General features: G+C 40.8%; 9 protein-coding genes. All 9 read right to left on the bottom strand.

Annotated features, from left to right (window positions below):
* Window positions 1-9: 9 nt before the first annotated feature.
* Window positions 10-2586: a DNA mismatch repair protein MutS gene (gene mutS / locus MHI35_RS08205; RefSeq protein WP_335349630.1), complete on the bottom strand. Its 2577-nt coding sequence runs from the start codon at window positions 2584-2586 to the stop codon at window positions 10-12.
* Between the two features lie 124 nt (window positions 2587-2710).
* Window positions 2711-3256 carry an outer spore coat protein CotE gene (gene cotE / locus MHI35_RS08200; protein ID WP_003212450.1) on the bottom strand — a complete coding sequence of 182 codons (546 nt, stop codon included), beginning with the start codon at window positions 3254-3256 and terminating at the stop codon, window positions 2711-2713.
* Between the two features lie 464 nt (window positions 3257-3720).
* Window positions 3721-4155 (bottom strand): RicAFT regulatory complex protein RicA family protein, encoded by a 435-nt coding sequence (locus MHI35_RS08195; RefSeq protein WP_003211238.1) that lies wholly within the window; start codon window positions 4153-4155, stop codon window positions 3721-3723.
* Window position 4156: 1 nt separating this feature from the next.
* Window positions 4157-5683 carry a tRNA (N6-isopentenyl adenosine(37)-C2)-methylthiotransferase MiaB gene (gene miaB, locus MHI35_RS08190; protein WP_335349631.1) on the bottom strand — a complete coding sequence of 509 codons (1527 nt, stop codon included), beginning with the start codon at window positions 5681-5683 and terminating at the stop codon, window positions 4157-4159.
* A 158-nt stretch (window positions 5684-5841) separates the two neighbouring features.
* Complete coding sequence (locus tag MHI35_RS08185; RefSeq protein ID WP_335349632.1) at window positions 5842-7020, bottom strand: glycine C-acetyltransferase; 1179 nt, start codon at window positions 7018-7020, stop codon at window positions 5842-5844.
* Window positions 7017-8084, bottom strand: coding sequence for an L-threonine 3-dehydrogenase (gene tdh, locus MHI35_RS08180; protein ID WP_144521499.1), 1068 nt, complete (start codon window positions 8082-8084; stop codon window positions 7017-7019). The genes MHI35_RS08185 and tdh overlap by 4 nt, the downstream gene beginning before the upstream one ends.
* A gap of 175 nt (window positions 8085-8259) precedes the next feature.
* Window positions 8260-11304 carry an efflux RND transporter permease subunit gene (locus tag MHI35_RS08175; protein WP_335349633.1) on the bottom strand — a complete coding sequence of 1015 codons (3045 nt, stop codon included), beginning with the start codon at window positions 11302-11304 and terminating at the stop codon, window positions 8260-8262.
* Between the two features lie 202 nt (window positions 11305-11506).
* A complete protein-coding gene (gene spoVS / locus MHI35_RS08170; protein WP_003211281.1) occupies window positions 11507-11767 on the bottom strand; it encodes a stage V sporulation protein SpoVS in 261 nt (86 codons plus the stop codon).
* A gap of 201 nt (window positions 11768-11968) precedes the next feature.
* The gene (locus MHI35_RS08165) at window positions 11969-12763 is read right to left on the bottom strand and encodes a TIGR00282 family metallophosphoesterase (RefSeq protein WP_144521495.1); all 795 of its coding nucleotides are present in this window, start codon (window positions 12761-12763) and stop codon (window positions 11969-11971) included.
* Between the last annotated feature and the right edge of the window lie 44 nt (window positions 12764-12807).

The following is a 12807-nucleotide window of genomic DNA, read 5'->3' as shown; positions in this document are numbered from 1 at the left end:
CACCTTACATTATAATTTCTTTTGCAATTCATATAGCTTAGTCATCGCTTCGAGCGGAGTCATATCCATTAAATTGAATGACTTTAACTCCTCGATCACCACTTGATCTTTCTGTTTTAGAACTGGTTTGGTTTGCGGTTTTTCTTCTACTTCAAAGAAAGAAAGCTGCTGTTTTTCCTCGGCCTTTTCTGCTTTTGGAGCTGCAGATACGTGCGGGGTCACTTCATGTGATCCGCTCTCAAGCTCCGTCAAAATGGTCTGGGCCCTATCGATGATCGCATCAGGCAATTCAGCAAGCTGCGCTACATGAATACCATAGCTTTTATCAGCTGCACCTTCTTTGATTTGATGTAAGAAAACGACCGTGCCTTCATGCTCTTCAGCTCGTACATGAACATTTTTCAGCTCGCTTAATTGAGACTCAAGAACGGTAAGTTCATGGTAATGTGTAGAAAATAGCGTTTTGGCACCAATATGATCGTGTACAAATTCAATGATCGCCTGCGCAAGAGCCATGCCATCATAGGTGCTTGTCCCGCGTCCAATTTCATCAAATAAGATCAAGCTGTTTTTCGTTGCGTGCACCATCGCATTTTTTGCTTCAAGCATCTCTACCATAAAAGTACTTTGACCAGAAATCAAATCATCTGCCGCACCAATACGTGTAAAGATTTGGTCAAAGATTGGAAGAGTTGCTTTAGATGCTGGCACAAAGCATCCAATTTGCGCAAGAATAGAGATAAGCGCCATTTGTCTCATATACGTACTTTTCCCTGACATATTCGGTCCAGTAATGAGTAAGGTTTGCCGGCCATTTCCCATATGGCAGTCATTCGGCACATACTCCTGATGATCCATCACTTTTTCAACGACTGGATGACGACCATCTATGACATCTACCTCATCCTCTGAGAATTCTGGACGGATATAACGGCGCTTTTCACTGACAGTCGCAAAGCATTGGAGAGCGTCCAGCTCACTCATTTGTTTTGCGAGCAACTGTAATCTCGGAATATACACTTTCACTTGTTCTCTGAGAGCTGCGAATAGCTCATATTCCAGTTCGCTAATATTTGATTCTGCCTCAAGAATCAGCGCTTCTTTTTCTTTCAATTCAGGTGTAATATACCGCTCTGCATTGGCGAGCGTTTGTTTTCTTTCGTAACGCCCTTCCTCTAGCAAATGTGTATTCGCTCGTGTCACTTCAATATAATAACCAAATACTTTATTAAACCCGACTTTTAAAGAGCGAATGCCTGTATATTCTCTTTCCTGCTGTTCAAGACGTGCAATCCAGTCCTTCCCATTTCGACTGGCATCACGGTATTCATCTAATTTTGCATTGTAGCCGTCTTTAATCAAATTGCCTTCTTTTAGCGTCATTGGCGGATTTTCATATAGCGCATCTTCTAATAAATCCAGTAAATCATCACAAGGATCAATATCATTTGCTCTTGATTTCGCCATTTCCTCTGGCAGTGAGTGCACAAGCTCTTTGATGGCTGGCACTTGCTTTAAGGATTCCTTTAACTGAATGAGATCACGGGCATTTACATTGCCAAAAGCCACGCGTCCTGCTAAACGTTCGAGATCATATACTTGCTTTAACCGTTCACGCAGATCCTCTCGTTCAAAGAGATGGTCCATTAAAATTTGCACCATTTCCTGGCGTTCTTTAATGTGCGAAAGACGAATTAACGGCCGGTCGATCCATTGCTTGAGCAGCCTTCCGCCCATCGCTGTTTTTGTTTCATCTAACAGCCATAACAAAGAGCCCTTCTTGCTTTTTGAGCGGATCGTCTCTGTTAATTCAAGATTTCGTTTTGAGTAAAGATCAATTTTCATTGTTTGTTCGAGCTCAAACACTTGCACTTGCTGAAGGTGATCAAGACTTCTTTTTTGCGTTCTTCTTAAATACGCATATAATGTCAAAAAGGTCGATCTTAGTTGCTCGCTCAGGCGGGACACGAGTCGCTCAGCTTCATCGATTAATTCATCACTATCTTCGTATGAAATAGTCGCTTGGCACCGATCCTTTAAGGTCTTGACTGTTTCTTCATCCAGCTGCTTTGACACGACAATTTCTTTTGCACCGACAGAATAAATTTCAGACACGACTTCATCTAATCGATCGATGAAAGCCGCCATGTTTTCACCAGTAGATAAATCGGAAAGTGCAAGTCCATATCCGTTTTCAAACTTTGTCACAGAGGCAATGAAGTTGTTTTCATTTTCACTTAAGCCTTTCCCATCCATTACCGTACCTGGTGTAATGAGTTGCACAACTTCTCTTTTGACTACACCTTTTGCCGTTTTAGGATCTTCCACCTGCTCACAAATTGCGACCTTGTAGCCTTTTGAAATCAATTGTTCTATGTATGCAGAAGCAGAATGATAAGGGACACCACACATTGGTATGGTCCCGCCATCTCTACTTGTTAGCGTAATTTCTAATTCTTGTGACGCTTCTTTTGCATCATCAAAAAACATTTCATAAAAATCGCCTAAGCGGAAAAATAAAAAGGCATCTTGATACTCTGCCTTGATGTTTAAATATTGCTGTATCATGGGCGTATAACTTGCCATATTTCTAATCCCTCACTATATTACATTCGAATTCATACCATCTTTCATTATAGCATAAAAATTCTCCTTTTTTCTCCTAGATAGAACACAAAAAAACTAGGGGGGTATGCGCCCTAGTCATGAATTACTCTTCTGGATCACCTGCTAGAAATTCTGGATGAATATCCTCTAACTCCTCATCCACCTCTTCTTCCCACTCATGATCATCTTTTTCTTTCCAGCTTGAATTGACCTCTACAACAATTTTTGTTTCTCCTACCACTTCAGCGATGAATTCCCGCTCTGCTTGAACGATAATTTTATTGCCGTTTGGAGAAATGGTCACTTCTAAGCAATTCGGCTGCTGGAGCACTTTTGCAATCACTTCATGCTCATCATCAAGGAAATTTTTGTCTTTATATCTCAGTTTGATGATGTCTACATATTTCACCCGTTCAGTGACAACTTCTGTTTTGGTGTTATCGGCGTAAGAATACCATACGTTAATATCGAAGGTTCCTTCAATCTCAACAGTTTTACCGACCTTTTCAGCATCATACTTATGATTAATGATCCAACCACCTAGGATGCTGGTTGGTTTTTGCGATGGAGAAATGGTGTGTGTGCTTTGGGTGAATTTCCTCCCTTTTGCAACCACCGCTTTTGTAATAATCTCTCTGTATTCAGACATTCCGGCATGCCTCCTTGTTCTTGATCGTTTTATCTTATGCTGGGCATTCGTCTAGTGTGTCACGATTTTGAACTTCATGATCAAATTAAATTCATTTCTGTTTCAGTGTATGCATGGTCGCCCATAAACTTGCCTTGAAAATTGGAAAAGTTGGAGAGTGAGAGATTGGGGTTGACTGTAATGGTGTCAATTGATGTAATAAAGATAGTAGCCCTTCTTTATATAAGGAGGAGATCTTATGAAACAATTTAATATTATAATAAACATTTTTAGATTAAGCATTGAGCTTCAATTCAAATCTTTTAATCTGTAAAATCAATTAATTTTTAGTTAATAACGTATCACTCAATACATTTTTTACGAAATACAGGGCTACTGCATCAACAACAAAATGTTGATGCAGTAGCAAAATACAAATTACATATATTCTATATAACAAAAAACCCCGCATCTGCGGGGTTTTCTCATTTAATGGAGCAACTTGGTGATGAATTTTTCACTTTTGAACCGGTTTCTCCTAATAAGAGGTCACCGCCGGTTGAAAGAATGATTTCATCTGTTACTTGATTAGAAATCGTATGCGCTACGAGCTGCAATAGGGAATTGACTTCCACTTGTGATTCTTTGAATTCTTGAATCACTGGGATTTCATCCAGTTCTTCTTGCAGGGCATCGATTTTTTCTTCCACTTGCTTTAAGGCTTCATGTTTGCCGTAATGCTTTAAATTCACAGCTTGTTTTTGAAGCGCCTTAATTTGGTTAATAATCGTTGAAATTTTTGTATTTTCATTGATTTGCGCTTCTGCTTTTTTGAAGAAATCAACTTCTTCTGTTTCAGAAATCATTTTAGCGAGCTCTCTTGCGCGCTCGACAATTTCTTTTTTTGAATAAAGCGTCATTTTAATTCACCTCGATAGCTTCTCCAACCATTTCTCCGTCAAGAGACCAAGTTTTGGCTTGTGTGATTTTCACTTTGACGATGTTGCCAATCGCTTCTTTTGGTGCTTTAAAATTCACAAGCTTGCTTTTACTTGTATATCCGGCTAGGATTTCAGGGTTATTTTTACTTTCACCCTCTACTAATACTTCGACAGTCTGCCCTTCATATTCCTTCATTTTTTTCGCAGAAATTTCATTCACGAGGGCATTCAGGCGCTGTAGACGTTCTTTTTTCACATGCATCGGCACGTTGTCTTGCATTTTCGCTGCTGGTGTTCCTTCTCTTGGAGAGTAAATGAATGTATAAGCTGCATCAAACTCAACTTCGCGATAGAGGGAAAGTGTTTCCTCAAACTGCTCATCTGTCTCATTTGGGAACCCAACAATAATATCCGTTGTTAATGAAGCATTTGGCATGGCTTCTTTGATTTTGCGCACAAGGTCAAGGTAACGCTCACGGTCATATTTTCTCGCCATAAGTTTCAAGACAGAAGAACTGCCGGATTGAACTGGCAAATGAATATGATCGAGAAGGTTCCCCCCCCTAGCCAGTACTTCAATTAAGTGATCATCAAAGTCACGCGGGTGACTTGTTGTAAAACGGATACGCGGAATATCGATTTTACGCAGCTCATCCATCAAGTGTCCAAGACCATATTCCATGTCTTCAAAATCTTTTCCATACGCATTCACGTTCTGACCAAGAAGGGTAATTTCCTTATATCCTTCTGCCGCTAAACGTCTGACCTCTTGAATAATTTCGTCAGGGCGGCGGCTTCTTTCTTTACCACGCGTGTAAGGGACGATACAGTATGTACAGAATTTATCACAGCCGTACATAATATTCACCCAGCCCTTAATTTTTCCTTGGCGGGCTCTCGGAAGGTTTTCAATGACATCGCCTTCTTTTGACCAAACCTCGATGACCATTTCTTTTGAAAGATAGCATTCAGATAATAACTCTGGCAGGCGGTGAATGTTATGTGTACCGAAAATCAAATCAACAAATGGATGTTTCTTCAAGATACGGTTGACGACAGATTCCTCTTGTGACATACATCCGCAGACACCTAAAATTAAATCTGGCTTTTCACGCTTTAATGCTTTTAAATGACCAAGCTCTCCGAACACTTTGTTTTCCGCATTCTCACGAATTGCACAAGTGTTTAATAAGATGACATTTGCATCTTCCGTTGAGTTTGTCGGTTCATAACCAAGCGCCATAAAAATACCAGCCATCACTTCTGTATCATGCTCATTCATTTGACAGCCATATGTGCGAATATAAAACTTGCGCCCGTTTCCTAACCCTTGAAAACGCTCGTCAATTTGAAATTGATTGTATTCGACTTCTTCTTTACCCCGTTTTTTTGCATCTTTTAAGGAAGGCGGAATGTACACAGCTTCAAAATACTGGCTGTAGTCCTTCTCGGATTTTTTGTCCGATGAACTTACTTGTCCGCTCGCTTTTCTCTGCTCTTCATTCATGTATTTGTACTCCTTTCAAACCAAGCTCCACCCTACAGTATAGACTATTTTGTCGTGAATTGAAAATAAATTCATATGCAGTCTTTCTATAAAAAATGGCTATTCATCAAGAAGGTCACAGCCAATCTCTTTATTAAAAAAAGAGAGCCTTTGCTCTCTCAATCAAGTATGTTTAGTTTTTTTGCTTCTTCTTCGATGATCGTCAGTGCACGGTCAAGCTCTTCTTTTGTGTGCTCTGCTGTGATGATGGCTCTAATTCTCGCTTTTCCTTTTGCTACAGTTGGGAAAGCGATGCCTTGAGCGAAAACACCGCGCTCAATTAACGCTTTTGAAAAACGGAAAGTGAGTGCCTCGTCTCCAATCATCATTGGAATAATAGGCGTTTCTGTTGGTGCCACCTCAAATCCAAGGCCGATGACTTTTTCTTTAAAATAGGCCGCATTCTCCCAAAGAATTTCAATTCGCTCTGGTTCGTCTAACAGCACTTCAATCGCTTCTTCACACGCTCTAGTCACAGCTGGTGGATGTGAGGTGCTGAATAAAAACGGTCTTGCTTTATGTTTTAAATAATCAATTAAAACGGCTGACCCCGCTACATAGCCGCCGAGCACTCCGACAGCCTTACTAAGTGTCCCAACCTGAATATGCACTCTGCCATCAAGTTTAAAATGGTTGACTGTCCCGCGGCCATTTTCACCAAGCACGCCCGAGGCATGTGCATCGTCTACCATCACAAATGCATCATATGCTTCTGCTAGCCTGACAATCTCAGGAAGTGGCGCAATATCTCCATCCATAGAGAACACACCGTCTGTGACGATGAGACGCACGCGGTAATTCATAGATTTCTTTAAAATTTTCTCAAGCTCTTCCATATTGGCATGACCATATACTTTTTTATCTGCTTTTGTTAATCGGATGCCGTCTATGATTGAAGCATGATTCAGTTCATCTGAAATCACAATATCATCTTTCGTCAAGATACTTGATAAGACCCCTTGATTTGTCGTAAAGCCTGATTGGAACACAAGGGCTGCCTCGGTCTTTTTAAATGTAGCAAGCTTTTTTTCAAGGCGTTCGTGCATCGTCATTGTACCAGCGATCGTTCGTACAGATCCTGTACCAGCACCGAATTCATCAATGGCCTCTTTTGCCGCTTTCACCAGCCTTGGATGCGAGGTGAGGCCTAAGTAGTTATTTGAGGAGAGCTGTATGACAGATTGTTCATTTAATGTCACAGTGGATGATTGTTTTGAGTCAATCTCTTTCAATATTTGGTGGGTGCCTTGCTGCTTCATTGTTTCCAGTTCATCTTGTAAATACGTGAATTCTTTCATCGTTTCTTCCCCCTTTGATTTGATGGCATCATCAGTACGACCTTTCCGCACGTACCATTTCTCATGAGTTCAAATCCCTTTTCGAACTGTTCAAATGGCAGTGTATGGGTGACAACTGGCTGGACATCAATGGTATTCGTTCTTAATAACTCAGATACTTGACGCCACGTCTCAAACATTTTTCTCCCCGTGATCCCTTGCACGGTTAATCCCCTAAAAACAATTTGATTCGTAATGTCAATTGTCACTGGTCGTTCGGGCAAACTGAGGATATTCACTTTCCCTCCATTTGCACAAGCTTCGAGTGCTTGATTAATGGCAACTGGATGTCCTGACATCTCGCATATCACATCTGCGCCTTCCATCCGCGTGAACTGCTTAATCACCTCAACAGGATCACCTTTTCCAATATCCACGATATGGTCTGCCCCCATTTTCTTGGCAAGATCCAGCCTGTATTCGTTTTGATCGACAGCAAACACTTGGACAGCACCTGAAGCTTTCGCGACGGCGATCGCCATTAAACCGATTGGTCCGCAGCCAAAAATCGCCACTGCCTTACCGGAAACAGGTGTGTGAAGCACTGTATGAACCGCATTTCCAAGCGGCTCTTGAATAGACGCAAGCTCTACTGGCATTTGAGCTGGATTGTGCCACACATTTTGTTCAGGTACTTTGACATATTCAGCAAAACATCCGTCAATGTCTACCCCTAAAATTTTCGTTTCATTGCACAAGTGCTGTTGCCCAGTTAAACACATAGAGCACTGATTACATACAACATGAGTCTCTGCCGATACAAAATCCCCTACTTTTGCACGCGAGACTTGCTTCCCCGTCTTGACAACTTCCCCTGTAAATTCATGTCCAAAAATGTAGGGCGCTTTCACTCTCCCCTTTGCCCAATCATCCCAATGATAAATATGCACGTCTGTTCCGCATATCGATGTGGCTTTTACCTGAATTAATACTTCATGATCATTGATTTCTGGAATCGGCATCTCCATTAGCACCGCTCCGTAAGCGCTTTCTTTTTTAACAATTGCTTTCATCGTTCCACACATGGCGTACAACCCCTTTGTTAAAAAACTTCTCCCAATGAGATTTTAACACGTCTTATTTTCGTCGTAAATACCAATGTCTACTGCATGAGGACAAATGAACACTCCACATATTTTTTTGGATATTTTTCTAAAAAAAAAGCAAATCTCCTTAGAAAAAGAGATTTACTTTTTAATTTCACCGTCTTTTTGAAACAGCAATATATAAAGCTGGCACGATTAATAGTGTCAAAATGGTTGAGAAAAAGACACCCGATACAATGCAGATGGCCAGCGGCTTAAACAGCGGATCATTACTTAATGCTACAGGCATAAGGGCAACAAGTGCCGTAAATGCTGTAAGTAAAATTGGCCTGATCCTTGCTCTTCCCGCTTCAATGACAGCAGTCTGTTGATCGAATCCTTGCTTACGCCGCTGCTCAATAAATTCGAACAAGACAACGGCGTTTCGAACCACGATACCAGCTAAAGAGACAATTCCCATTGTTGCCATAAAGCTGAACGGCGTTTGTGTAACAAATAGTCCAATAACAGCTCCAGATATCGCTAAGTAAACCGTTCCTAGAACTAATAGTGGAAGCATCAATGAATTGAACTGGAAAGCGATGGTCACATAAATGAGCAGCAAGACAACCCCAAATAAGAGACTAATTTCAATAAAGAACTGGGATTGATCTTCATTTTCTCCGCCTTGAGAAATGGCTAAGTTCTTCGCTGCATCCGTTTGTCCTACTTGATCGACAACTTCTTTCATGTCGTCTTTAAACGAGTCTGACGTGCCAGGGTACGCCTTCAACGTAATGGTCGGAATTCCATTTTCATGAGGAATGCTTTCGTACTGCTCTGTTTCTTTTTCTTTTACATATCGGCTAAGTGGCTCGAGTGAAGGCATACCGCCTTCATTTGAATTCACAGGCACTTTTATTTTGTTTAGCTTTAATCCATTTTGATGTGTACCTACATCCTGTTTGACTACTAAGTCGATATCATTTGTTCCTTGTTTAAAGCTGCCTAAAGGCATGCCTTCTGTCACAAGACCAAGCTGTCTGCTAACAAACTGAGCGCTGAGGCCATCCTCTGTCATTCGGTCACGGTTTAGTTCAAAGGAGATCGTTTTTACCGGCTGATTGACATCGTCAGTGATCAAGCTCGCTCCTTTTTCTTTCATTTCACTTGTGAGTGTTTCTTTGGCATCAATGAGCTTTGCGAAAGAGTCACCCGCAATGGTTACTGTTACAGGCGCACCAGTTGGTGGACCTTGAACAATGGTTTTCATAAAGATATCAGCATCTTTAAATTTATTACGCAATGGCTCTGTCATACGATCGATTAATTGTTTACTCGTCATTTGATCATTGTCTACTCTCACGACAACCTGACCAGTATGATCACTTGCATTTGAGATACTTTCATTGAACAGGTTCGGTACACCACCCCCTGCAAAGATCGCCGTCTCTTCAATACCTTTCTGTTTTTTCACTTCTTGTTCTATTTTCTCTAATGTTTCATTTGTTTTGTCTAATGTTGTTTCACTCGGAAGTGTGACAGTGACAACCACTTCTTTCTTATTCGCTGCAGGGAAAAATTCAAATGGTGTGACGAAAATTAGTAAAAAGGCTAGCGTTGCAACAAGCAAACCACTTAAGCCAATAAGCAGCGGACGCTTCACAATGTTCGTCAGCACGCGGTCTGCATAAAAATCAGCTAATTTTTTTAATGGTTTGCCTAGGAATCCTGGCTCCTTTTGAATTTTCTTGTTCTGTCTTTTTCGGTTCACGGTATATTGATAGACCGGCACTAGTGTCAGAGAAATGACCATAGACGCAAGTACAGTCGTTACGAGGACAGACGGTAATGCTCGTATAAATGAACCGTTTGCACCTGATAGGAAAACAAGTGGCAAGAAAGCAAACACAACCGCAAGTGTTGAGGTCAAAATAGACCCTGCCACTTCTTTGACCCCTGCAATCGTTCCTTTCAGCGGACTTTCATATTTTCTCATCTGCCTTAAAATATTATCGTTGACGACAATGGCATCATCGACAAGTATTCCTAGGGCAATGATAAAGCCGATAATCGAAATCTGATTGAGGTCCACTTGTAAAAATGGCAACGGAATCGTTCCGATGGTGATGGATAATGGGATGGCAAGTGAAACGATAAACGCACCGCCAATATTGAGACCAAGTGTGGTGACCACAATAACAGCGATGACCGCAACAATGGCTTCTTTTATCAAATCATTAAAAATGGCATCCACTTCACTTTTTTGCGAATAGTAGTTTACCCACTCGACATCACTTGGAAGCTCTTTCTCTTTCTCAATAACATCACTGACTTTGTCATACATTTTCGGGATATCAAGCCCTGGTTTGATATTGACTGTAAATGAATAGGCAGGCTTTCCGTTATACGACACAATGTCACTTTTCTCTTTTTCTACTTCTTTTAAACTGCCAAGCTGACTGATTGTGACCGGTTCACGGTTCGTTTTGGAGAAAAGCTCAAGCTTTTTCACTTGATCCAAACGGTCGTAGGTATTGATGGACAGTTTGGCCTTCTCGCCGCCTGTCCGAATGTCACCTAGTGGGGATGTGTCAAACTCCTGATTAATGGCATTTGTGACATCCGTTACATTTAACCCTTCATCCTCTAGTTTGCTTGAATCCATGTTTAATACTGCTTGTTTGTCATTGAACCCTTTGATGACGACACTGTCTACCCCTTTGATGTCCTCCACCTTTTCCTTCAACGCACGAAGCGATTCCTGACTTTTTGCTAAGTCTGCTGATTGACTTGCCACAACCATATAAGAACCAACCGGTACGTTGCCAAACTCATCCTTTACATCTGGCTCCAGCACTCCATCAGGAAAGGACGACGCAGCACTGGTGGTTTCGTTCTTAATTTGACTTGCCACCTTTTGAAAGTCGGCTTGATCATCAATTTCAAGCACAATATTTGAAAAACCAATGGCAGAAACAGAGCTCGTTTTCTCTACACCATTGATATCAGATATGGCTGATTCGAGCTTATTGGTTACATCACTTTCCACCTGTTTTGCATCTGCACCAGGAAACACAGTGGAAATCGTAACGATATTTGCTTGAAATTCTGGCAGTTCTCGCTTTGGAAGCTGCGTAAATAAATAGCCACCAGCGATAAGAACTATAAAAAATAAAATAAAAACAAGCTTTCCTCTTTTCAAAAAAGCTTCAATCATTATTTCACCTACTTAAATATTTATTTTTGATGAAGTATTTTCAACTTAATCTTAATTTATCATCATGGTGAAAAAATGCAAGCTCTAATATGTAATTTTTATCTATTTCATGAACTGAATATGTTATATAAGAAATGTATAGTGGTAAACAAAAACAACCTGCTTACATGATGTAAGCAGGTTGAAAATAATAAAATTAGAATTATCGTGGCTCAACAATCAATTTGATGGCTGTTCTTTCTTCTCCATCGATAAGAATGTCAGTAAAGGCTGGAATGCATATCAAATCCACTCCGCTTGGTGCAACAAATCCCCTTGCTATGGCTACAGCCTTGACCGCCTGATTCAGCGCTCCAGCGCCGATTGCTTGTATTTCCGCTGCACCGCGTTCACGTAAAACGCCTGCTAAAGCTCCTGCTACTGAATTCGGATTTGACTTTGCTGAAACTTTTAAAATTTCCATTTCTGCTCCCCCTTAAATTTACAATGGATAAGTGAGTGTTCATTAGAACAATCTTTGTTAGATGATGCTATTTTTTGAAAATCCATCCCCAAAATGTTTTTCAAAAATAGCAGGCTACCTACCATTTTTACTATATTCACGATAGAGGGCGCATATTCCTTCTTTCTGATTAATATTTTTCTGAAATAAATTTGTGAACATTTATTCAAAGAAAATATGGTCATCATTTATCAAAATTCGATCAATTTTGACAGCTTTTTTCGACTGTTCGTCAATTTCTACGATGACTGCACTTAATGTCGTAGGCCCTTCTGCAATCTCAAAACGGACGGGAAGACTTGTTTTGAATCGTTTAATAATCGTCTCCCGATCAACACCTAAAATGCCATCATAAGGTCCTGTCATTCCCACATCTGAAATATACGCAGTTCCTTTTGGCAAAACGCGGTTATCTGCTGTTTGAACATGTGTATGCGTTCCAACGACACAAGATGCACGGCCGTCTGTATACCAGCCCATCGCTAGCTTTTCACTTGTGGCTTCACCATGAAAATCAATAAAAATGAACGGTGTACGTTTGGATGCTTCCGCAATTAACTCGTCTACTTTTTGAAATGGGCAGTCAAGTGGGGGTAAAAAAGTACGTCCTTGCAGGTTGATGACGGCTAATTCTTTCCCTTGTTTTTTGATAAACGTCAGACCTTTACCAGGTGTGCCTTCTGGGAAGTTCGCCGGACGAACCATTTGGGCTGCATCATCGATAAAATCAAAAATGTCTCTTTTATCCCATGTATGGTTGCCCATTGTGAGCACGTCAGCTCCTGCTTGCAGCAGCTCATGATAGATTTTTTCAGTTATCCCTTTTCCATGAGCAGCATTTTCTCCATTGACAATAGTAAAATGGGGCTGATATTTTTTCTTTAGTTTTGGCAAGTATTCTTTCAGTGTGTCTCGTCCAGGTGAACCGACAATATCTCCAACAAATAATATTTTCATGCGCTTTGAACCCTTCCTCTTATAAATTGACTTCTTATCAGTGT

The sequence above is a fragment of the Bacillus sp. FSL K6-3459 genome (assembly GCF_038003305.1).
GTDB lineage: Bacteria > Bacillota > Bacilli > Bacillales > Bacillaceae > Bacillus > Bacillus pumilus_O.
Note: the sequence above shows the minus strand (reverse complement) of the source record. Positions and strands in the feature narration are given on the sequence as shown.